Below are 22,676 nucleotides of genomic sequence, written 5' to 3' on the forward strand. Positions count from 1 at the left end.
ATTGGAGAGTTAAAATATAATATTAATAAATATAAATTTTATTAAATATTTCAATTTAAAAATTAAAATAAATAAAGTTTAACATGTTGATAATTTTCTACCTTTTTAGACCAACTCATATTAGAATTCCGCAACCTTACTTGTCTCCCACGTCTCTATGAAAAAGTTTTTAGGCAATTCTATCTTCAAAGCAGTTGGTTGGACCTATGATGTAGATCCTACAATTCTTGAGAAAAAACAAGTTATTATTGGGTTCGAGCATACTTCTAACCTAGATGCGATCTTATCAATCGCTATGTTTCAAATATTAGATTTAAAAATTCATACGCTAATTAAAAAAGAGCTTTTTAAAGGGCCAATGAAGCCCATACTTGAAAAACTAGGTGGCATTCCTGTAGACCGTAAAGCAAGCAAAGATATTGTGTCTCAAATGGTCGAAAAATTTCAAAGTAATGATACTTTCAATCTAGTCATTGCCCCCGAAGCAACTCGTGCAAAAGATGGATCTGAGCGTAAACCTATTCGTACAGGTTTCTGGCATATTGCAAAAGCTGCGAATGTTCCAATTGTACTGATGTATGCAAATGCAAGAACAAAGAAAGGTGGTATTTTAGGTAAGATTTACCCTACTGATTTGCAAAAAGATCTTGAAACCATTAAAGAACTTTACGCGCAATATGATATTGATGTGAAGATTAACTAATTTGTTCTGTAACAACTTTAGGGACTATTTTTTTACTTAAATTTAGGGCCTCTAAGCTTACTTAATTGGTTAACAAAACATAGGACAACAGTTTTCAAGAAAACCATGCCTATGATAATATTCTGGCACTTTTGCATTTTTTAATTTTTGGAGTTCACTTCCATGGCGGGTCATTCTAAATGGGCCAATATTAAGCATCGTAAAGCTAAACAAGATGCAAGTCGCGGTAAAGTTTTTACTAAATATATTCGTGAAATTGTGACTGCTGCCAGACTTGGTGGTGGAGATGCTGCTAGCAACCCTCGCCTTCGTGCTGTTGTCGAAAAAGCACTTTCTGTCAACATGACACGTGACACCATTAACCGTGCAATCCAACGCGGTGTTGGTGGTGAAGACAATGACGATTTAAAAGAAGTAACTTACGAAGGTTATGGTGTTGGTGGTGTTGCTGTCCTTATTGAAACAATGACAGATAATCTTAACCGTACAGTTCCAGATGTACGTCACTGCTTTAGTAAAACCAATGGTAACTTGGGAACTGCGGGTTCTGTATCTTACCTATTTACTAAACGTGGCGAAATTACTTTTGAAGATGTGTCTTTAGAAGACAAAATCATGGAAGTTGCTTTGGAAGCAGGTGCAGAAGATATTGAAGTTTCAGAAGATGAAATTTTAGTTATCACCTCACCAGAAACTTTTGGTGAAGTTCAAGATGCTCTTGCTGCTGCAGGCTTAAAATCTGATAACGCAGAAGTTGTGATGAGCCCATCAACAAAAGCTGAAATTACAGATATTGACCAAGCAAAACAAATTCTTAAAATGATCGATATGTTTGAAGATCTTGATGATGTTCAAAACGTTTATACAAACGTTGAATTCTCAGATGAAGTTTTAGCTCAATTAGATGCTTAAACCAAACATTGAAATTAAAAAACGCACCAATCGGTGCGTTTTTTTATAGTTTATTTAATAAGTTATAACAGTTAAACACATTGTACTCTTTAATGACAAAACTCGAATGTAGAGCAACCACATTGTCAATTTTACCAATACGTCTTAATAAAATTTCGCTGTAGTCATCCATATTACGTGCCACTAATTCAAGAATAAAATCGGCACTTTGACCAGTAACCAAAAATGCATTTGTAACTTCAGGAATCGCTTCAATTTCAGAAAGAAATTTATCGAAGGTCTCACTATCATGTTTACTTAAAGAGACTTGTAGCAAAATATGCAAGGTAAAACCCAATTTGCTAAAGTTAATTTCTCTTTTAAGCTGCCCCATGACATTGGCTTCAATCAAATGCTTAATACGGCGATGAACAGAGCTAACTGAAAGATTAATCCGTTCTGAGAGCTCATTCAAATTCAGGTCTTCATGAGACAAAATTTCCAGAATTTGTTTATCAAAACGGTCTAACTCCATTCTTTTCTCCAATCGGCTCTTTTTAGGTTAACAGTATATCCTAAAGCTAAGTCTACTTTAAAAAATCAAACTCAATTAAAAAAAGAATTAAGCTTTACTTCAATATCTTGAGTCAACACTGTGCCTGTTAACTGTGCAGTGGTATGACGTTTATAGCGCATTTGCAATCGTTTATCGCCTTATATCTCTTCAACATTTCTCTTAAGGCATCAACGAAAGACTATCTCATTTCCCATATTCCAGATTTTCCTTAATAAAATCAACAACTTTTTATAATTTTAAAAAGTTGGCACTGTTTTTGTTATGCACATACGGGAAAACTTTATCCGATGTGGGGAATGCTTGTGAAAAAAATCAAAACTTTAGTTCTTGCAATGAGTACTGTCAGCCTAACAGGTATAGTTATGCCTGCTCATGCTGCTACTGATGCAGAAGTTAATGCTTTACGTGATGAAGTGAAGGAGTTGAAACAACTCGTCCAGAAACTATCTGATCAACAAAAAACAGTTTTATCTGTTAGTGCTCCAGCAACAACTCCCGTAGCACCAGCTACTCCTCCTGTATCAAAACCAGGTTGGATGGCAATGACGGATGGGCAAACCCAAGTTAAGCTTTATGGTAGTGTCCGTGCAGATGCAACCTATGACTTTAAAGGTTCAAATGGCAGCATTTCAAATGGTGCCAACTACCCTTTAAATAAAGATGATCCGAAACAAGATTCACTAAATGTATCTGCTGCAACTTCAAGAATTGGTCTAGATATTACTCGACCTACCCAATACGGAGATTTAATCGGTAAAATTGAAGCCGATTTCATGGGTGGAAATGGCGATAATGGTAATGGTACCTTCCGCGTTCGCCATGCTTATATGTCTTTAGGAAAGTGGTTAGCCGGTCAAACGACTTCACCTTTTGTAAATACAGATACATCACCAGAAACAGTAGATTTTAATGGCGCTATTGGTACAGGAACAACGCGTACTGTACAAGTCCGTTATACTCAGCCGATTGATGCACAACAAAAAATATTAGTTGCCTTAGAAGGCGGCGATGTTGAAAAAGCTGGTAACGCTGCTGGTGGAAGCCGCTTTCCTGCTTTAACAGCACGATATGATTTTAAAACTACAGATAATAAAGGCCTATTACAGTTACATGGTCTTGCTCATGAAAACCGTGTAGCTCCCAAAGATAGCACTTCTGAAGAAAAATTTGGTTGGGGTGTCGGCATAGGTGGTAAATATGATTTAACACCTCAAGATAGCTTGGTTGCTAATTACTATCATGTTAAAGGAGATGGCCGCTATTTACTTTATAGCAACTCAGCTTATGCCTATGACACAACAACTCAGGATATTAATTTAGCTGAATTTGATAGTGCAGTTATCGGCTATCAACGTAAATGGAGCCCTATCCTCCGCTCTACCTTTGCAATAGGCGGTATTCAATATAAAAATGATAGCATCTATGCAAATAGCAATTTAACCAACACCAGCTATAACAAAGAAATTTATAATGCACTGGTTAACCTAATTTGGAACCCTGTTAAGAACATTGACTTAGGTGCAGAATATACTTATGGCCAGCGCAAAACATTTGCAGATGATAAAGGTGATTACTCCCGCATAAATTTATTAGCAAAATATAGTTTCTAAAATTTGGATGTAAAAAAGAGCCTTTCAAAAGGCTCTTTTTTTATTAATGGTATTAGTGCATTGCTTGAATTTTCTGCAAGAAAAGTTTAGCGCGCTCATGACGAGCCTCTAAATTATCAAAAAATTCATTGGTTGGACAGTCTTCAAGAATTTTCCCTTCATCCATGAAAATTAAGCGGTTAGATACGCGTTTAGCAAAGCCCATTTCATGGGTCACACACATCATGGTCATACCTTCATGAGCAAGTTGCACCATAACTTCAAGAACTTCACCTACCATTTCAGGGTCGAGTGCCGAAGTAGGTTCATCAAACAACATACAGACTGGGTCCATCGATAATCCGCGAGCAATTGCAACGCGTTGCTGCTGCCCACCAGAGAGTTGACCTGGGAATTTATCTTTATGAGCAAGTAACCCAACGCGTTCTAAATACTTAAGCCCCTTTTCACGCGCTTCAGCAACTGAACGTTTTAACACCTTCACTTGAGCAATGGTTAAATTTTCCAAAACAGTCATGTGCGGAAAAAGTTCAAAATGCTGGAACACCATTCCTACACGAGAACGGAATTTTGCCAGATCAGTTTTTGGATCTTTTAATGAAACCCCATCAACAATAATGTCACCTTGCTGAAATGGTTCTAAAGCATTTACAGTTTTAATGAGCGTTGATTTTCCTGAACCAGATGGTCCACAAACAACAACGACATCACCTTTTTCAATACTCGTCGTGCAATCTGTTAAAACCTGAAAATCACCATACCATTTAGAGATATGTTGGATGTCTATCATTGGCATTTAAAATCTCCAATTAGCGAATGATGGCAATTTTTTTCTGTAAGCGTTTGACTAATTGCGATAGCACAAACGAGCTACAGAAATACACCACAGCGACGATTAAGTAGAATGTTGCTTTCGTTTCAGGACCATAGGTATTAGCCAATGTATCTGCACGACCTAAGAAATCTGGTGCACTAATCACATAAACTAATGACACATCCTGAAAGAGAATAATGGTTTGAGTGAGTAATACTGGGAGCATATTACGGAAGGCCTGCGGTAACACCACATAACGCATAGATTGCCCATAGGTAAACCCTAAAGCGTAGCCTGCATTGACCTGACCTTTTGAAATAGACTGAATACCGGAACGTACAATTTCCGAGAAAAATGCAGCTTCAAAAATAGCAAAGGTCACTACACTCGAAAATAATGGCCCCCAATAAGTATCAGATTGAAACTCAAATATTTTCGGCAACAAAAAATAGAAAATAAAGATGACCTGAATTAATGGAATACCACGAAACAGATCGACATAAAACTTCGCAAAGTTACTTGCAATGGTACTGTTAGATAAACGCATCATTGCTAATGGAGTTCCAATCAGGATCCCCCCCATCATCGCAAGCACCGTTACTGTAAGCGTGAAGATAAAACCTTCTTTTAATGCAGCAATAACATCAGGGTTATGTAATAGAGAAAAATCCATATTTATTTTCCTCCCGAACCTAAACCTGGTACAGCCATGCGTTTTTCAATCCATGCCATCACAAATTTAATTGTGTAGGTAATGATTAAATAAACCGGCGTAGACAGAATAAGAATGATAATGTCCTGAGAAGTTTCTTCTCGCATGGTTTTGGTATAAGCAAAGAAGTTCAAAACGCTTAGTGCATATAGAACTGCCGAGTTCTTGAAGACGTTCATTGCTTCTGAAGTAATGGTTGGCCATACCGTACGGTATGCAACTGGTAAAATCACATAACGATAACTTTGCGCTGTTGTAAAACCCATTGCAGAAGCTGCAAATTTTTGTCCTCGAGAAACAGTGTTAATCCCCGCTCTTACATGCTCAGAAACACGTGCTGCGGTATATAGACCCAAAGCAAAAACACCAATAACAGCAGGATGATGATTTAAAATATTTTTCCACCAACCACCTGCTACGACATCTCCACTTCCGGCACTTAAACTATCTGGTAAGAACTCTGGGAATACAAAAGCCCAGAAGAATAACTGTACAATTAAAGGAATATTACGGAATATTTCGACATAACAGTTGCCGATAAAAGCAAGCGGTTTATTGGGTAAAGTACGAATTACCCCAAGGAGAGAACCTAATAAAAATGCGATAAGAAAGGCTACAACGGCTGTCCATACCATAGTAAAGACACCAGAACCTAACATTTGTAACCATGTGGGCGCCTCAGAATAGGCATTGTAGCTAGAGCTACCAATGACTTTACAAACTGATTCTGCCCATGCGGCTTTATCGACACCATATTCATTAGACTCCGCACAGAATATAGTCCAGTTTAGCGAGCCGACTGACATGTTTGCCCCTTAAATGAATATCTTAGAAAATAGACCACTTGTGCAAATGAAGTTTTACACTTGCACAAGTAAATTTAGGACAAAAGGATCTGGTTAGATTCCTGCATCTGTTGGGTGAGCTTTAAGTTTTTTGTAAGATGAACTTGGTTGCATGTTCAAATTAGTATTTTTTGGTGGGATTGGTGATAAGAACCATTTCTTATATAAAGCGTCCATTTGACCAGTTTTCCATAAATTATTTACGGTACGGTCAGCAATTGCTTTAAATTTTGGATCATCTTTTGCAATCATGATGCCATAAGGTTCTGATGAAAGTACTGGCCCTACAATTGCGAATGCTTTTGGTGTAGATGACTTGGCAATTAGACCAGCTAAGATATTGTCATCCATTACAAATGCTGCGGCACGGCCAGATGCCATCATGGCAAATGAGTCAGAATGGTCTTTACCATAAATGTTTTGTACATTAAGTGACTGACCTTTTTCATTCATTTTAATGTACTTGTCTGATGTTGTACCTTGAGTCGTTACAACTGCTTTACCATTTAAATCAGCTAGACTCTTAATACCAGAGTTTGCTTTAACAGCCATACGCACTTCTGTTGCATAGTAGTTCGTTGAAAAACCAACTTGCTGCTGACGCTGTTTAGAGTTTGTAGTGGTACCACATTCCATATCAATATTGCCGGCTAAAAGCTCAGGAATACGTGTTGATGAAGTAACTGCCTTGTATTCAACTTTTAAACCAGGCATTTTCAATTCTTTTTTAATATCATTTGCGAACTGGTTACAAATGTCGACTGCATAACCTACCGGTTTACCTCCAACAACGTATGAAATTGGGTCGGATGATTCTCGGTGACCAATAACGATTTTTCCAGTACTTTTAATTTTAGCTAATGTATCTGCTGCCTGAATTTGAGAAGTAGCACCAACCGTACAAAGCATAACTGTTGAAACAATGAGAGAGGTTGCAGAACGTTTCATAAGAACTCCTTGATGATCATTCTCTCTATTTGTCTACAGAATCATTCTTATAGAGAAATAGAGCGATTTATTATTAAATTGCAATTATCGAGCCAACTTTTCCAAGCAGGACTCCATCCATTTGCTTCACTTATTATTCATCTGTTTCGCAGAATTAATACCTTTAAAACTGCTCACATGTTTCTACTTTAATCTAAGTTTTAATCTTCTGTCTATTATTAAGCTCATCTATTTACACTTAAATGTGGCAATTATTGATTACAATGTAAACACATGCACAATAAAGTGGCTTAAATTTTTCTAAAAACTGTTTTTAGAAAAAGATTACTATTTTGATAAAAAGAAAAATTAAAATTATTAAACAGTTAGACCGAAGCAGATTATTTTTCTAAAAAAGAAGATAAAGCATCAAAATAATATTTATAAATGTTTTAATAAAATCCATTTATAAAATTGATAGTAATATTTTTACAATTAAAATATTTTTAGAAATATGACAAAAAGGCCCGATTTATTTCGAGCCTTTTTATAAAATCTATAGATTAAATGCCTCGCCAATCAACGCGTGCATTTCTTTCAGTTTGATAAATTCTTAAAACATATTGTCCAAGCGGCAAATCAAGTAAAGCTTTCTGATAATTGCTCCACTCTGGCGACACCTCTTCATCCTCTTCGGGTTCCCATGGCGTACCTTTTATTTCTAATAAAGGTGCAAGCATAGAACACACCGAAATATCAGCGAGACTTAAGCGGTCTCCAACCATATAACGTGCTTGGTTTTCAATGAGGTACTGATTCAACTCACTGATGAGTTCATCCATACGCTCTTTTGACTGGCTCACCACTTCCCCTTCAAGCTTATAGTTCTTCTTTACTAAAGTCTTGAGGAAAGGTTTTGATATTTTTTCAAACTGGCGCAAGTAACCCTGTTCACCCATCATAATCTCTAGAGCATGGTCGCCGTGGGCTAAAGTATGGGCAAGTGCCCAACGACGTACATGTACACCCAGTTCATCTGCCAAACTATCAATCTTAAGTGTTTGCTGTCTAAGTTGCTCATCTCGGCGTAAAAGTGCATGTTCTGGATAGGTATCATCCAGATAAAGCGCAATTTTAGTTGATTCAGCAATCCAGCGATGGTCATCTTTCAAAATTGGCAATAAATTTTGCCCTGTTTTGAGTTGTGCAAAAGCACGATGAAAGCCAGGAATCAAATTATGTGCAACGTAATCAAGTTCTTTATGGTCTAACAACCAGCGAGCTTTTTCACAATAATGAGATAAAGGAAACTGATACAAAACCCGCATAAAATCTCCACGTTTATTTTTATTTGACTATTCGTACAAAAATCGTCTTCGGTAAATAGATACTTTAGAAGCTATTTTTAATGAAAACAATGGATATTGTGCTCATTTTTCACTGACAGTTAGGTCTATATTTTTTATATCTTTTTTTACCGTACTTATAGCTCTTTTTCATATTAAAACTACTTTAGTAATTCATTTTGCAAACAAAAAGCATAATTATTTGATTTTTAATATATTTCTATATCTATATTTATCTATTAAAAATCAAAAAAAGTGCTTTGCATTTTTATTCATAAGCTGAGCATAAGTCCTCGTTTAGTGGAAAAATATTTCTTTTGTAAGGTAATGACAGCAATACAAGGTGTCATTATGTCTAATTCTCTATCTAAAACGACGGGATACGTCCAAGTCATTCAAAATGATCAACAAGCGATTAATGCCGCTTATCAAGTGGCTGATTTTGCTTTAGAGGGTCGTAATACACGTGATCAACAACGCTTATTACCGCATGAGCAAATCGAAAGCTTTAGCCAAAAAGGTTTAGGCGGAATTCGCATCGCAAAAAAATATGGCGGTGCATTTGTTTCCAATAAAACTTTGGCTCAAGTTTTCCGTATTTTAAGTAAAGGCGATGCCAATGTTGGTCAAATTCCACAAAATCAGATTAGCCTGTTAAACCTCATCGAAATCTTGGGTACAGAACAACAAAAACAATTTATCTTTTCAGAAATATTAGCAGGCAAACGTCTTGCTAACGGCGGTCCAGAGCGTAATACACATGACTCAAAAACACTAAAAACAACGCTTACCATTGAAAACGGTAAATACATTTTAAACGGTGAAAAATTTTATTCGACTGGAACAAGTTTTGCGCATTGGCTCGCAATTAAAGCAGTTCATCCCGAAGGTCATGTAGTTTTAGTCATAGTTAACCGAGAGGCTCAAGGTATTGAAGTCATTAATGACTGGAATGGATTTGGTCAGCGTACTACAGCGAGTGGTACAGTTAAATTAAATCAAGTTGAAGTTAATCCAGAACTTATTTTTGATGAACGCTTATTAACTAAAGCCCCTACTTATCGCGGTGCTTATTCTCAGTTATTACAAGTTGCCATTGATGTGGGGATTGCAGAAGCTGCATTTGACGATACTTTATCGACTATTCATAAAGCACGTCCAATTATTGATGCAAATGTTGAAAAAGCCAGCTTTGAACATTACACCCTGCAAGAAGTGGGTAAGTTAAATATTTTGCTCGATGCTGCAATTTTACTGCTTGATGAAGCTGCTGAATATTTAGATGAACTTGACCAACTTGAAACCATGACTGATGAACAAGTTGCTAAAGCTTCAATTTTAGTTGCCGAAGCGAAAGTCTATGCGAATGATGCTGCTCTACAAATTTCTGAAAAACTACTAGAGCTGGGCGGTAGTCGTTCAAGCTTAAGCCAACACAATTTAGATCAACATTGGCGAAATGCCCGTGTACATACCTTACACGACCCTGTTCGCTGGAAAATACATGCCATTGGCAATTATTACCTTAATGGTCATTTCCCTGCCCGCCATGCCTGGATTTAAGGAGAAATTGTCATGACTTCATATCAATCGGTTCAAACTAAACAAACATCAGCATCTGGCCAAGCACATATTATCCAAAATGATGCAGAAGCATTAGAAGTTGCCAAACAGTTTGCTGAGCAATTTAAAAAAACCGCAGTTGAGCGAGACTCTAAACGAATTTTACCGTATACCGAAATTGATGCTTTGAGCCAATCTGGTCTTTGGGCAATTACAGTGCCAAAGCAATATGGCGGTGCCGAAGTTTCAAGCCATACCGTTGCCAAAGTAATTGCGCTTTTAAGTGGTGCAGATGGTTCAATCGGACAAATTCCACAAAACCATTTCTATGCCTTAGAAGTGTTACGCAATACAGGCACAGAAGCTCAAAAACAACGTTTATACGGCGAAGTTTTAAATGGCACTCGCTTTGGTAATGCACTTGCTGAGTTTAAAACCAAAACTTCAACCCATAAACAAACTAATATCCGTCCTCACGAAAATGGATATCTCATTCAAGGTGAAAAGTTTTACTGCACAGGAAGTTTATTTGCTCACCGTATTCCAACCTTAGTTTTAGATGATGCAGGCCGAGAGTATTTAGCCTTTGTAAAAAGTGGTTCACAAGGATTAAAACTTGTTGATGACTGGTCTGGCTTTGGGCAGAAAACCACAGGTAGCGGTACGGTTAAATTTGATCAGGTTTTTGTAGATGCAGATGATGTTATTCCTTTTGATACTGCATTTTTACAACCAACCTTAGTAGGCCCTTTTGCCCAAATTATGCATGCATCAATTGAAGTAGGCATTGCACGTGCAGCCTTTGAAGAAAGCTTGCAAAGAGTGCATCAGGCCCGCCCATGGATTGATTCAAATGTAGAAACAGCCAACCAAGATCCTTTAACAATTTATGAATTAGGACGTATTGCTGTCGATGTACGGGCAAGTGAAGTGTTATTAAAACAAGCTGCTCAATCAATTGATGCCGCAAAAATTGAAACCACACCTGAAAGCATTGCAAAAGCTTCGATTGATGTGGCCAAAGTACGTGCTCATAGTAGCGATATCGCACTCAAAGCATCGTCTAAGCTGATTGAACTTGCAGGAAGCCGTGGTAGTCAGTCACAAGATGGTCTAGACCGTTTCTGGCGCAATGCCCGTGTACATACGTTACATGATGCCGCACGATGGAAATATTACTTTATTGGGAACTATGTTCTTAACGGTGTTCTACCACCTCGTCGGGGGACATTGTAATGGCAGATTTCAAAGCAAAAGAAATTTTATTAAACGCCTTTGACATGAACTGTGTTGGTCATATCAATCATGGCTTATGGACACATCCACGTGATGAATCACACCGCTTTAATGAACTGAGCTATTGGACAGAACAAGCCAAAATCTTAGAAAGTGGTTTATTTGATGGTTTGTTTATTGCGGACATTACAGGTGTCTATGACGTCTATCAAAACGGTATTGATCTGACTTTAAAAGAGTCCATTCAGCTTCCGAGCCATGATCCATCTACACTTATTTCAGCTATGGCAGCAGTCACTCAAAACTTAAGTTTTGGAGTCACTGTAAATTTGAGCTATGAACATCCTTATCAATTTGCCCGTCGCTTTGCGAGTCTCGACCATTTAACTCAAGGTCGTATTGGCTGGAATATTGTGACAGGTTATCTAGATAGTGCGGAACGCTTAATTGGTCAAAAAGGTTTAAAAGATCATGATGCTCGCTATGAACAAGCCGAAGAATTTTTAGAGCTTTGTTATAAATACTGGGAAGGTTCATGGGAAAACGACGCCGTTAAAAAAGATAAAGTACAGCGCATTTTTACAGATCCATCCAAAGTTCACACCATTCATCATCACGGCAAATATTACCAAAGTGAAGGTGTGTTTCAGGTGTCTCCTTCTGTGCAACGCACCCCGACACTATTTCAAGCAGGTGCTTCACCTAAAGGCATGCAGTTTGCGACTCGTCATGCTGAGTGTGTATTTATTGGCGGCGACAAACCCGAAAAAATACGAGAACAAGTGAAAAAGATTCGTGCTCTTGCAGAACAGCAAGGCCGTTCAGCGGATGACATTAAAGTGTTTGTCGGCATAACTGTTGTTGTGGCCGAAACACATGATCTGGCTGTACAAAAACTTAATGAATATCGTCAGTATGCAAGTCCTGAAGCAGGCTTAGCGCATTATGCAAGCTCAACTGGTATCGACTTAAGTAAATTTGCCGACGATGAAGCGATTCCTTACCAAAAAAGTAACAGTATTGTTTCGATTACTGAAAAATTTAAAGAGCAACAAATCACGAAAAATGACTTAAAAGCTCAACATGTTTTAGGTGGTCGTTATCCCCTTATCGTGGGTAGTGGCGAAGAAGTTGCTGAATACTTAATTCATCTTTTAGATGAGACTGATATTGATGGCTTTAATTTGACACGTACAGTTGCGCCTGAGTCTCACCACGACTTTATTCGCTTGGTCATTCCTGAGCTACAACAACGTGGTCGCTATAAAACTGCATATAAAACGGGTTCACTACGGAACAAAATTTTTAATCGGGGTGATCAATTACCAGAACAGCACCCTGTTCAAGCGTTCCGATGTAGTCCCTATAACAACAGTAAAAACCTAACAAAAATTGAAGAAATAACCGCTTAAATTTGGAGATAGACATGGCTCAAACAGCCTCTAAAAAATGGCTAGGCGTAGGCTTAGTCGTTGTAGTCCTTTTTATTGCTTTATTCTTATGGAATAAACATCGTCAAAGTGGCTCAAATGAACTTGTGATTGGTATTAGTCCACCATTTGCAAAACCTTTACAAGCTGCTGCCGATGAAGCAAAGAAACAAGGTTTAAATGTAAAACTGGTTGAGTTTTCTGACTGGAACACCCCAAACATTACCTTAAATCATGGGGATATTGATGCGAACTTTTTCCAGCATCAACCTTTCTTAGACAATGCAATTAAAGAAACAGGCTTTAAATTAAAGGCATTTGCAGTGGGTGCAGCCTCACATGTGGGACTGTATTCAAAAAAGTATAAAAGCTTAGATGAATTGCCACAAAACGCACGTGTAGTCATTCCAAATGATCCAGTGAATCAAGGTCGTGCCCTACTACTTTTACAACAAGCTAAATTAATTACGCTTAAAGATTCAAACAATCATTTATCTGCACTTAAAGATGTTGTTTCAAACCCTAAAAACTTGCAATTCATTGAGGTTGAAGGACCACAGACTGCCCGTGCAATTGATGATGTTGACTTGGCTTTTGGCTATCCACATTACTTACGCTTAGCAAAAACAGCTGACCCTAATAGTGCGCTTTTACTGGATGACAATACCAATAAACGTTATGCCATTTTGTTTGTAGTACGTGACGACTATCAGGACAAGGGCGACAAATTGAAGAAATTTGTTGAGATCTATCAAAACTCGCCAAAAGTTAAAGCTGTTTTAGACGCTGAGATTGGGCCAAAACTTTGGTTCCCTGGCTGGAAGTAATAACGGAAATATTATGGCGATTCAGTTCAAACAGCATAAGCCTTGGTTACTCGGAATTACGATTTTAATCGTAGTTCTGGGCCTCGTCGGTTACCGTTATATTAAAAATAAACAAGCCGATGATGTTTTAACGATTGGCATTAGCCCGCCTTATGCTGAGCTATTACAAAGCGTTGCCAATGAAGTAAAAAAGCAAGGCGTTCATGTCAAACTCGTTGAATTTTCTGACTGGCGAGCACCAAATGTTGCCGTACAAAACGGCGATATTGATGCAAACTTTTTCCAGCAAAGCGTATTTCTACGTAATGCTGTTAAAGAAACGGGTTATGATTTACATGCATTTGCCGTGGGCTCAGGAAGTCATGTGGGTTTATATTCAAAAAAATATAAATCACTTAAAGACTTACCTACAAATGCACGTGTTGCTATTCCAAACGATCCGGTCAATTTAGCCCGTGCTTTAATTTTATTGCACCGTGCAGGTTTAATTCAGCTTAAAGACATTAATAATGAACTTTCAACTACTCAAGACATTATTACTAATCCTAAACAGCTGAGCTTTGTTGAAGTTGAAGGTCCTCAAACCGCACATGCATATAACGATGTCGATTTAATTTTCGGCTTCCCTCACTACTTAAAAATGGCAAAGGTAACCGACCCACATAGCGCATTATTTTTAGATCCAATCGATAAAAAATATGCAATTTTGTTTGTGACCCGTCGCGATTACCAAGATAAAAACCAAAAACTTGCAACCTTTGTTAAAGCATTCCAGAACTCAAAACAAGCACGAGATATTCTGGATAAAGACTTTGGCCAAGGTATGTGGTTTCAAGGCTGGAAATAAGGAGAATGACAATGGTGAGTTTTGGATCACAAGTTGATTTTTCTCTACCTCATATCAAAATTCGTGGTTTGAATAAATTTTACCAATCGCAGGGTCAAAAGCTGCATGCTTTAAAAGAGATTAACCTTGATATTCCTCAAGGTAAGATTTTAGGGATTATTGGTAAAAGTGGTGCGGGAAAATCATCCCTACTCCGCACGTTAAATGGCTTAGAACAAGTGAATAGCGGCAGCATTCATATACATCAACAAAACATTGCTGAATTGAGCCATGCCGAGCTCATCCAAACCCGTCAACGGATTGGAATGATTTTCCAACATTTCAATTTAATGTCTGCAAAAACGGTTTGGGAAAATGTGGCATTGCCCTTAAAAGTTTCCAATTACAACAAAGCAGATATCGACCAACGTGTAAATGAAGTTTTGGCACTCGTAGGTCTTGCAGATAAGTCTGGCTACTACCCATCGCAACTTTCAGGCGGACAAAAGCAACGTGTCGGTATTGCACGTGCACTTGTTCACCACCCAGAAATTTTACTTTGTGATGAAGCCACCTCGGCACTTGACCCTGAAAGTACCGCCACTATTTTGGCTTTACTTAAAAAGATTAATCAGGAGCTGGGTCTTACTATTGTACTCATCACTCACGAAATGCAGGTTATTCGAGAAATTTGTGATCAAGTGGTGGTGATTGATCAAGGTGAAATTGTAGAGGCTGGGCAAGTCTGGTCTGTATTTTCACGACCAGAGCAACAAATTACCCAAGAGTTGTTAAACCTAGAGCAGATCACTCTGCCTTTTAAAATCAGTCCTCTACCCGATGAAGATTCGACTCATATTATTGTAAAACTGAAATATGAAGCTGAAGCACATCAGGTTCCAGATATTCAAGAACTACTTGCCAAATTCAAAGCACCCGTCAATTTATATCAAAGTCAGGTCGATACCATTCAAGGGCACATTATTGGTTCACTTTTAGTCGGTATTCCTAACGTAGAAATTGATCTTTCATCTATACGACAAGATGCATCAACTGCAATTGCACAATTTGAGGTACTTGGCTATGCACGACCAGCTCATTGATTTATTAATTACTGGAACTGTAGATACCTTACTCATGGTAGGTGCATCTGCATTTATTGCTTTTTTAATTGGCTTACCTATTGCTGTTGTTTTAGTCAGTACTTCTGAGCACGGCATTCACCCCTCGCAAAAGATTAATCAGGCTTTGGGTTGGGTCATTAACATTACTCGCTCTGTGCCCTTTCTTATTTTAATGGTTGCACTTATTCCGCTTACTCGCTGGATTGTGGGTACAAGTTATGGCGTTTGGGCAGCCGTTGTTCCCTTAACGATTGCTGCAATTCCCTTTTTTGCGCGTATTGCAGAAGTCAGCTTACGCGAAGTCGATCAAGGCTTAATTGAAGCTGCACAAGCCATGGGTTGTAACCGTAAACAAATTATTTGGCACGTGCTTTTACCAGAGGCTTTGCCGGGTATTGTGGCAGGCTTTACCGTGACTATTGTGACTATGATTAACTCATCTGCGATTGCTGGTGCTATTGGTGCAGGTGGCTTAGGAGACATCGCATATCGTTATGGCTATCAACGTTTTGATATGCAAATTATGTTGGCTGTCATTTTTGTGCTCATTGTTTTAGTCATGTTAGTACAAGCGACTGGTGATGCATTAGCCCAGCAACTTGATAAACGTAAAGTTTAAAAGCAATACAACCCCGCTCTAGCCATGACTTTGTCATGGCTTTCATGTAAAATCAGCGACAATTTTTAATTTACACATTTGTGAGTGGTTTTCATGGGTTTTAATTGCGGTATTGTTGGTCTGCCAAACGTAGGGAAATCTACCCTTTTCAATGCATTAACGAAAGCAGCGATTGCAGCGGAAAACTTCCCTTTCTGTACCATTGAACCAAACACAGGTATTGTTCCTGTACCAGATCCACGTTTAGACAAACTTGCTGCAATTGTTAAGCCGCAACGTATTTTGCCAACTACAATGGAATTTGTGGACATTGCAGGTCTTGTTGCTGGTGCATCAAAAGGTGAAGGTTTGGGTAACCAGTTCCTTGCTAACATCCGTGAAACTGATGCAATTGCGCACGTTGTCCGTTGTTTCGAAGACGAAAACGTGATTCACGTAAATGGTAAAATTGATCCATTAGACGACATTGCAACGATTAATACTGAACTTGCGCTTGCCGATCTTGAAACTGTTGCCAAAGCAATTTTACGTTTAACTAAAGTTGCTAAAGGCGGTGACAAAGAAGCTGTAGCAACTAAAGCAGTTTTAGAAAAAATCCAACCTTTACTTGACGAAGGTAAACCAGCTCGTGCAGCTGATTTATCTGATGACGAGCGTAAATTAGTTCGTGGTTTTGGCTTAATGACTTTAAAACCAACCATGTATATTGCAAACGTTGCAGAAGATGGTTTTGAAAACAACCCACACTTAGACGCAGTTAAAAAACTTGCTGCTGAGGAAAATGCGATTGTTGTTCCTCTTTGCAACCAGATTGAAGCTGAAATTTCATTATTAGAAGATGAAGATCGTGCTGAATTCTTAGAAGCAATGGGTATGGAAGAACCAGGCTTAAACGTGGTTATTCGTGCCGGTTATGCGCTTTTAGGTTTACAAACTTATTTCACTGCTGGTGTCCAAGAAGTACGTGCTTGGACAGTAAAAGTTGGTGCAACTGCTCCTCAAGCGGCTGGTGTGATTCATACCGACTTCGAAAAAGGCTTTATCCGTGCTGAAGTTGTTGCGTACGATGACTTTGTACAATACAACGGTGAAAACGGCGCTAAAGAAGCTGGTAAATGGCGTTTAGAAGGTAAAACTTACGTTGTTCAAGACGGCGATGTAATGCACTTCCGTTTTAACGTATAAGTTAAAGCTTAAGAAAAAAAGCCCCAATGTGTTGGGGCTTTTTTTATTGTTAATGACTTAAATCCATCGCCTCTCGTTTACTACGCGCCTCTTGTAAAATACGCGCATGCAAAGGCTTTCTAAAACCTAGCATAAATATAAATTCTGCCAATACAAATAATGGCCCTATCGCAAGTCCTATTACATCATCAACAAAGGCAGGTTTTTTCTTTTCAAAATAATGCCCAACAAACTGAAATACCCAACCCACCACAAAGAATCCAATACTTGCAGCTAACCATTGCCCTAAGGATAACTGAGCAATTTGGCTCGCCAGTGGATACACAGCGGCTAAAAGAATCAGCATAATTACGCCAAAAACTTTATCTAAAATAAAATAATAGATCGTACTAGCTGCAATCAACACTATAGCTAAAGTCAGTTTAAAACTGCCAATATCGACTCCGGCTCTCGCAGTTAAACATAAAATTGAAAACACGATGAGCGGAATACCGATAAAATGCGTCAAAATATTTTGATGGTTTAAATGATAAGCCGCATATTTGCTAAGCTGTTGCTCCAGATTTGACATGAGTTGTTCCCTATTCATCTATCTATAGTCATACTGTACAAATAAGGAAAACTTAAAGTTGTCAGCTATTTGACAAAGTAATGATTTTTTCATGGATGGGCTGATATTGGATCTTATTTATATTAATCGACTAAGAGAGAACACGTGGTTTAGTTTGCTTCCAGAAGCATTCCAAAACTTTATTCTAGAGCATGGTAAGCAAAGAACCTTTGAAAAAAACAATTATGTGTTCCGTGCCCAAGATGTGTTTGATGGCATTTATACTGTGCTTGAAGGCTCAATTAGCTTAGGTTATGTCGACGTAAATGGTAACGAAGCTCTTTCTGCAATTGCTGAGCCAATTATGTGGTTTGGTGAAATATCCCTGATTGATCATGAACCACGTTCGCACGATGCGATTGCTTTGAAAAAAAGTACCGTTCTGCATATTCCTGCCAAACCATTAAATGAATTACTCAAAGACAATCCATATTACTGGTATTACTTTGCTCGTTTAACCAGCCAAAAACTCAGATACGTTTTCTTAGAACAGATTGCTATCCAAACACGCAGTATTTCTCAAAGGCTTGCTCAACGTCTTCTATTCATTTTAGAAGGATATGGGAATCATATTCTTATTCAAGATCATCACATCCATATTTCTCAAGAACAATTGGCAAATATGCTAACTACTTCAAGACAGACCATTAACCACGAATTAAACTTGTTAGAAAAACAAAATATTATTAAAATTGCCTTTAGAAAAATTGAAATTTTAGATATCGAAAAATTAAGTTTAATTGCAAAATCTAATACTTAAAGGCGCTATATAATAAAAACTTAAAATTAAATTAAAAAATCAGATAACACTGCAAAATAAAACATTGTTCAAACTCTATTTCACAAAATAAGTATTCCAAAACAGAATTTTTCATTTTACACTCAGACTGAGCAATAATACTCAAAAACTCAACAAGGCGCTGATTAACATGAAAAAATTATCAACAATTCTTACAGCTGGCGTATTGGCAATGTTAAGTGTTTCGGCATTTGCATGTCCAAAGGGAACTCAACTCCAAGGAGGAACTGGACCACATCATAAAGGCGGTAAATGTGTTGCTGTAAGCGGCAAAACTACTGCTCAAAAAGCAAAAAAAGAAGCTGAAAAAACAAAACAAGATGTTAAAAAAGATATGAATGAGCAGAAACATGCTGCAATGACTAGCGCAACTCACGCTAAACAAGAAGCAAATCAAGCTACTCACCAAATGAAACAAGATGCTGTAAAAACTGCGAACACTGCTAAAACTGCGACAAAACCATAATTAGTATTGATTAATTTATGAGTTAAAAAAAGCGAGATTCAAAATCTCGCTTTTTTATATGCAGTGACTTTACTTCGGAGATGTATTTCCTAAATTTGGATTTGCAATTGCATCCTTACACTGCTGTTTATCTCGCTCGTAATCAACCTGTTTTTGAGTAACAGAATTTGAATTTTCCACAGTTTCTCTTGCCCACACATCTAGACTTGTTAAGGCTTTGCGGCAAAGTGCATATTTTCCTTCAGTTACCGAATCTGTCATTTTTACATTAATACGCCAATCCGTACTGAGCTGACGTAGCGGTTTACGAACCTTATCATTTATCTGACTAAGCTGTTTCCCATAGACTAAAGGATCAACCGTGTTAATTAATGTCCATGCCTTATTTGCATAGACCGTTGCATCATTGGTTAATTTCGGCGCTGGTTTAATTTCAACTTTTTTATCCGTGCTCTGATTCCCATTATCACAGCCTTGCAATATAAATACGCTCGCACTCAGGATGGCGATATAAACTAAACGAGTCTTTGACTTGAACATATCAAACTGCCGAATTAAACATTTCGGCACTATGCTATTAAATTCGGCTACAATACTCAATCTTTCAAGTTTTTATAATTGTTTTCCTGCCAAGGTGCATTGTGTCAAATCAACAACAGATGGCTGCTCAAACAGCAACTTTTTGGCAAGGTGCCAAAGATAGTCAAGCCATCGTACTTACCTATTTACCCGTTTCTTTTGCTTTTGGCGTTTCAGCATCTCAATTTGGTTTTAGCCCGTGGGAAGCATTTTTTCTTTCTTGCTCCATGTATGCCGGTGCTAGCCAATTTCTAGTGGTGGCTCTTTTAGCAAGTGGTTCATCTATTTGGTTAACTACCCTAACGGTTATTGCACTTGATATTCGCCATGTCCTTTATGGTCCAGCGCTCTATAACCTAATTCCGAATAAACTGAACTTAAAAAAGACGGCTGTTTGGGCTTGGGGTCTTACAGATGAAGTTTTTGCGAGTGGAATGATTCAGCTTTCACAGCGCAAGCAGCAATGGTCTGAATCTTGGATGTTAGGTTTAAGTCTGTTCAGCTGGATGTCTTGGGCAAGTGGTTCGTTGTTAGGTGGACTATTTGCAGATCAAGTCGCTCATCTTCCAAAATTTTTACAAGCAGCTCTAGACTTTTTACTACCAGCTTTATTTTTAAGTTTTTTACTCGCGGCTTTTGAGCGCAAACATACTTTAGTCGTTGCAGTATCTTTAGTCGTTTCAGCCTTGGCTTGTTATTGGATTAACTTATCGGCAGCTATTTTTATTGGTATTTTTTCAGGCATTTTAGCGGGTCTATTTAAACATTATGTGCTGAAACAGTTTGATGAGGTTGAAGCCTAATATGAACTTAGAAATTATTTTGGTGGGTATTATTGTTGGTATTGCCAATTTTGCTTCACGCTTCGGACCATTTTTCGTTATACAAAAACTACAAGGTTCTCATCAAAAACGTGGTTCTGTATGGATAAAAATTGCATTGGGAAGTATTGGTATATCTGCAATTAGCGCCATGCTTGTGGTAGCAACCCTTCCACCACTTCTTAAAAATCCAGATAAAAGTTTAGCTATGCTCATCGGCTTTCTGGTTTTAGCAGGTCTTTATTTTAAATTTAAGAAAATTGTTCCAGCAACGTTAACTGCTGCGCTCGTTTATGGCTTGATCTACACTTATTTACTTTTATAAATAGATAAACTTATCAACCTTATATAATATATAAATACTAGAAGTGATTAAGAATAATAACTTCTAGTATGAAAACTCGTTTTTGAAATTTATTAAAAGATAACACCATCTAGCGATTAGAGATAAAAATGTCACAAGTTAAAATTTATGCAAATGAACAAACCATCATGCAGTATCGAGAAATGCTTTCTCATGCAGTTCATCAGGCCCTCATTGAAGAGTTGAAATACCCAATAGAGAAAAAATTTCAAAGGTTTATTAGCCTTAAACCGGAAAACTTTATCTATCCATCAGATCGAAGCCAGCACTACGTTATTATTGAACTTTCAATGTTTACTGGCCGAAGTACCGAAGCCAAGAAAAGACTCATTCAAACTTTATTTCGTAATATTGAACAGTACTGCCGAATTGCCCCACAAGACATTGAAATCACTATTTTTGAAACCCCTAAAGAAAATTGGGGCATCCGTGGTCAAAACGCAGATGAATTACGTTTAAATTATCAAGTTAACGTTTAAAAACGACTTACGCATTGTCTGACAAAATTCATCTTTTTATGCGTTATAAGGCTTAACTCCACCATAAGTTCTGCTATGCTTAAAAAAATAATTTTGTCAGGATGATTCGCATGAGCGTGACACTCGGTACCCCCCTTCAATCTTCTGCATTTAAAGTTTTATTGTTAGGTTCAGGAGAGCTTGGCAAAGAAGTTGTAATTTCCCTACAACGCCTTGGTGTCGAAGTACATGCAGCCGACCGTTATGATCACGCACCAGCCATGCAAGTTGCACACTTTTCTTATGTGTTAAACATGGCTGATCCTGCTCAATTAAAACAGCTCATTGAAAAAGTTAAACCGAATTTAATTGTTCCAGAAATTGAAGCAATTGCGACAGAAGTTTTGCTTGAGATTGAAGCTAACCAAACAGCAACTGTCATTCCTTCTGCTAAAGCTGTAAACCTCACCATGAACCGTGAAGGTATTCGTCGCCTTGCGGCTGAAGAGCTTGGTTTACCTACTTCTGCTTATCGTTTTGCTGACTCTTTAGAAAGTTTCCGTGCTGCTTGTGATGACATTGGTTATCCAAACTTTGTAAAGCCAGTCATGTCATCTTCAGGTAAAGGTCAGTCTCGTGTAAAAAGTTTCGATGAAGTCGATGCGGCTTGGGAATATGCAATGCAACGTGGCCGTGTTAATCAAGGCACTGTCATTATTGAATCTCAAATTGATTTTGATTTTGAAATTACCTTACTTACCGTTCGTGCTAAAAACCCTGAAACCGGTGAAATTGAAACTTACTACTGTGACCCAATTGGCCACCGCCAAGATGCAGGCGATTATGTAGAAAGCTGGCAACCTCAACCTATGACCCCTGCTGCACTTGAAGAAGCAAAACGTATTGCAAATAAAGTGACAACAGCACTTGGTGGCTGTGGTATTTTTGGTGTAGAACTGTTTATTAAGGGCGATAAAGTTTGGTTCAGTGAAGTTTCCCCTCGTCCACACGACACAGGACTTGTAACTTTAGCGTCTCAGTATCAAAGTGAATTTGAACTGCATGCACGTGCCATTTTAGGTTTACCTGTAAACACAGCACGCCACAGTGTGGCCGCAAGTGCCGTAATTTATGCGGGTGTAGATGCTAACAATTTAAGTTATAGCAATCTGAATATAGCTTTAGCTCATCCAGATACCGACTTACGTTTGTTTGGTAAACCGGAAGGTTTCAAACGTCGTCGTATGGGTGTTGCAACTGCTCGTGCTGAAAATACTGATCTTGCTCGTACTTTAGCGAAAGAAACCGCTGATCAAGTAAGCGTTCAAACAAACTCTTAATTTT

Annotated in this window: 25 protein-coding genes; 17 read left to right on the forward strand and 8 right to left on the reverse strand. The window is 38.0% G+C overall.

The features are described from left to right. Positions 1–157 precede the first annotated feature (157 nt). Both ACH63V_RS03950 and ACH63V_RS03955 read left to right on the forward strand, forming a co-directional pair. Positions 158–703 carry a 1-acyl-sn-glycerol-3-phosphate acyltransferase gene (locus tag ACH63V_RS03950; protein ID WP_396462810.1) on the forward strand — a complete coding sequence of 182 codons (546 nt, stop codon included), beginning with the start codon at positions 158–160 and terminating at the stop codon, positions 701–703. A 162-nt stretch (positions 704–865) separates the two neighbouring features. Then, on the forward strand, positions 866–1,615 hold the full coding sequence (locus tag ACH63V_RS03955; RefSeq protein WP_263613538.1) for a YebC/PmpR family DNA-binding transcriptional regulator: 750 nt from the start codon (positions 866–868) through the stop codon (positions 1,613–1,615). Positions 1,616–1,658: 43 nt separating this feature from the next. Here the strand turns inward: ACH63V_RS03955 and ACH63V_RS03960 are convergent, their stop codons facing one another. Beyond that, the gene (locus tag ACH63V_RS03960; protein ID WP_311071427.1) at positions 1,659–2,129 is read right to left on the reverse strand and encodes an Lrp/AsnC family transcriptional regulator; all 471 of its coding nucleotides are present in this window, start codon (positions 2,127–2,129) and stop codon (positions 1,659–1,661) included. Between the two features lie 344 nt (positions 2,130–2,473). Here ACH63V_RS03960 and ACH63V_RS03965 point away from each other — a divergent pair, with 344 nt between their 5' ends. Beyond that, positions 2,474–3,781, forward strand: a complete 1,308-nt coding sequence (locus ACH63V_RS03965; RefSeq protein ID WP_396462811.1) for a DcaP family trimeric outer membrane transporter — start codon at positions 2,474–2,476, stop codon at positions 3,779–3,781. A 52-nt stretch (positions 3,782–3,833) separates the two neighbouring features. Here ACH63V_RS03965 and ACH63V_RS03970 read toward each other — a convergent pair whose 3' ends face one another. The 5 genes from ACH63V_RS03970 to ACH63V_RS03990 form a co-directional block, all read right to left on the reverse strand. After that, a complete protein-coding gene (locus ACH63V_RS03970; RefSeq protein WP_002049786.1) occupies positions 3,834–4,577 on the reverse strand; it encodes an amino acid ABC transporter ATP-binding protein in 744 nt (247 codons plus the stop codon). 13 nt (positions 4,578–4,590) lie between these two features. Continuing rightward, complete coding sequence (locus ACH63V_RS03975; RefSeq protein ID WP_002049960.1) at positions 4,591–5,268, reverse strand: amino acid ABC transporter permease; 678 nt, start codon at positions 5,266–5,268, stop codon at positions 4,591–4,593. Positions 5,269–5,270: 2 nt separating this feature from the next. Next, positions 5,271–6,113, reverse strand: coding sequence for an amino acid ABC transporter permease (locus tag ACH63V_RS03980; RefSeq protein WP_004709206.1), 843 nt, complete (start codon positions 6,111–6,113; stop codon positions 5,271–5,273). A gap of 93 nt (positions 6,114–6,206) precedes the next feature. After that, on the reverse strand, positions 6,207–7,100 hold the full coding sequence (locus ACH63V_RS03985) for an amino acid ABC transporter substrate-binding protein (RefSeq protein WP_002049815.1): 894 nt from the start codon (positions 7,098–7,100) through the stop codon (positions 6,207–6,209). Positions 7,101–7,642: 542 nt separating this feature from the next. Beyond that, complete coding sequence (locus ACH63V_RS03990) at positions 7,643–8,407, reverse strand: glutathione S-transferase family protein (protein WP_304392719.1); 765 nt, start codon at positions 8,405–8,407, stop codon at positions 7,643–7,645. 345 nt (positions 8,408–8,752) lie between these two features. Between ACH63V_RS03990 and ACH63V_RS03995 the strand changes: the two genes are divergently transcribed. The 8 genes from ACH63V_RS03995 to ychF all read left to right on the forward strand — a co-directional run bounded on the left by ACH63V_RS03995 (position 8,753) and on the right by ychF (position 17,235). Continuing rightward, the gene (locus ACH63V_RS03995) at positions 8,753–9,988 is read left to right on the forward strand and encodes an SfnB family sulfur acquisition oxidoreductase (protein WP_396462812.1); all 1,236 of its coding nucleotides are present in this window, start codon (positions 8,753–8,755) and stop codon (positions 9,986–9,988) included. 12 nt (positions 9,989–10,000) lie between these two features. Next, positions 10,001–11,224 (forward strand): SfnB family sulfur acquisition oxidoreductase, encoded by a 1,224-nt coding sequence (locus ACH63V_RS04000; protein WP_107972033.1) that lies wholly within the window; start codon positions 10,001–10,003, stop codon positions 11,222–11,224. Further along, positions 11,224–12,636 carry an LLM class flavin-dependent oxidoreductase gene (locus ACH63V_RS04005; RefSeq protein ID WP_396462813.1) on the forward strand — a complete coding sequence of 471 codons (1,413 nt, stop codon included), beginning with the start codon at positions 11,224–11,226 and terminating at the stop codon, positions 12,634–12,636. Before ACH63V_RS04000 ends, ACH63V_RS04005 begins: the two co-directional genes overlap by 1 nt. 14 nt (positions 12,637–12,650) lie before the next feature. After that, positions 12,651–13,481, forward strand: a complete 831-nt coding sequence (locus ACH63V_RS04010; protein WP_022574700.1) for a MetQ/NlpA family ABC transporter substrate-binding protein — start codon at positions 12,651–12,653, stop codon at positions 13,479–13,481. A 13-nt stretch (positions 13,482–13,494) separates the two neighbouring features. Beyond that, positions 13,495–14,328 (forward strand): MetQ/NlpA family ABC transporter substrate-binding protein, encoded by an 834-nt coding sequence (locus tag ACH63V_RS04015; protein ID WP_396462814.1) that lies wholly within the window; start codon positions 13,495–13,497, stop codon positions 14,326–14,328. Positions 14,329–14,333: 5 nt separating this feature from the next. Continuing rightward, positions 14,334–15,410 carry a methionine ABC transporter ATP-binding protein gene (locus ACH63V_RS04020; RefSeq protein ID WP_396462815.1) on the forward strand — a complete coding sequence of 359 codons (1,077 nt, stop codon included), beginning with the start codon at positions 14,334–14,336 and terminating at the stop codon, positions 15,408–15,410. Beyond that, positions 15,391–16,050: a methionine ABC transporter permease gene (locus ACH63V_RS04025; protein ID WP_004792864.1), complete on the forward strand. Its 660-nt coding sequence runs from the start codon at positions 15,391–15,393 to the stop codon at positions 16,048–16,050. Before ACH63V_RS04020 ends, ACH63V_RS04025 begins: the two co-directional genes overlap by 20 nt. Positions 16,051–16,143: 93 nt before the next feature. Beyond that, positions 16,144–17,235 carry a redox-regulated ATPase YchF gene (gene ychF, locus ACH63V_RS04030; protein WP_004642544.1) on the forward strand — a complete coding sequence of 364 codons (1,092 nt, stop codon included), beginning with the start codon at positions 16,144–16,146 and terminating at the stop codon, positions 17,233–17,235. Between the two features lie 49 nt (positions 17,236–17,284). Here the strand turns inward: ychF and ACH63V_RS04035 are convergent, their stop codons facing one another. Then, on the reverse strand, positions 17,285–17,806 hold the full coding sequence (locus tag ACH63V_RS04035; protein WP_396462816.1) for a DUF962 domain-containing protein: 522 nt from the start codon (positions 17,804–17,806) through the stop codon (positions 17,285–17,287). 91 nt (positions 17,807–17,897) lie between these two features. Between ACH63V_RS04035 and ACH63V_RS04040 the strand changes: the two genes are divergently transcribed. Further along, a complete protein-coding gene (locus ACH63V_RS04040) occupies positions 17,898–18,605 on the forward strand; it encodes a Crp/Fnr family transcriptional regulator (protein ID WP_311087796.1) in 708 nt (235 codons plus the stop codon). 169 nt (positions 18,606–18,774) lie between these two features. Next, a complete protein-coding gene (locus ACH63V_RS04045; RefSeq protein WP_396462817.1) occupies positions 18,775–19,110 on the forward strand; it encodes a hypothetical protein in 336 nt (111 codons plus the stop codon). A 69-nt stretch (positions 19,111–19,179) separates the two neighbouring features. Here ACH63V_RS04045 and ACH63V_RS04050 read toward each other — a convergent pair whose 3' ends face one another. Continuing rightward, positions 19,180–19,650, reverse strand: a complete 471-nt coding sequence (locus ACH63V_RS04050; protein ID WP_396462818.1) for a hypothetical protein — start codon at positions 19,648–19,650, stop codon at positions 19,180–19,182. Between the two features lie 119 nt (positions 19,651–19,769). On the opposite strand from ACH63V_RS04050, the gene ACH63V_RS04055 reads away from it, so the two are divergent. From ACH63V_RS04055 to purT, 4 genes are all read left to right on the forward strand, one after another. Continuing rightward, positions 19,770–20,492, forward strand: coding sequence for an AzlC family ABC transporter permease (locus ACH63V_RS04055; protein WP_396462861.1), 723 nt, complete (start codon positions 19,770–19,772; stop codon positions 20,490–20,492). Between the two features lies 1 nt (position 20,493). Next, complete coding sequence (gene ygaH, locus ACH63V_RS04060; protein WP_396462819.1) at positions 20,494–20,835, forward strand: L-valine transporter subunit YgaH; 342 nt, start codon at positions 20,494–20,496, stop codon at positions 20,833–20,835. A 128-nt stretch (positions 20,836–20,963) separates the two neighbouring features. Further along, positions 20,964–21,353 carry a tautomerase family protein gene (locus tag ACH63V_RS04065; RefSeq protein WP_263613526.1) on the forward strand — a complete coding sequence of 130 codons (390 nt, stop codon included), beginning with the start codon at positions 20,964–20,966 and terminating at the stop codon, positions 21,351–21,353. 101 nt (positions 21,354–21,454) lie between these two features. Next, positions 21,455–22,672, forward strand: a complete 1,218-nt coding sequence (gene purT / locus ACH63V_RS04070) for a formate-dependent phosphoribosylglycinamide formyltransferase (RefSeq protein WP_396462820.1) — start codon at positions 21,455–21,457, stop codon at positions 22,670–22,672. Positions 22,673–22,676 lie beyond the last annotated feature (4 nt).

The organism is Acinetobacter sp. ABJ-A23_2, from assembly GCF_044538765.1.
In the GTDB taxonomy this organism is placed as follows: Bacteria; Pseudomonadota; Gammaproteobacteria; order Pseudomonadales; family Moraxellaceae; genus Acinetobacter; species Acinetobacter nosocomialis_A.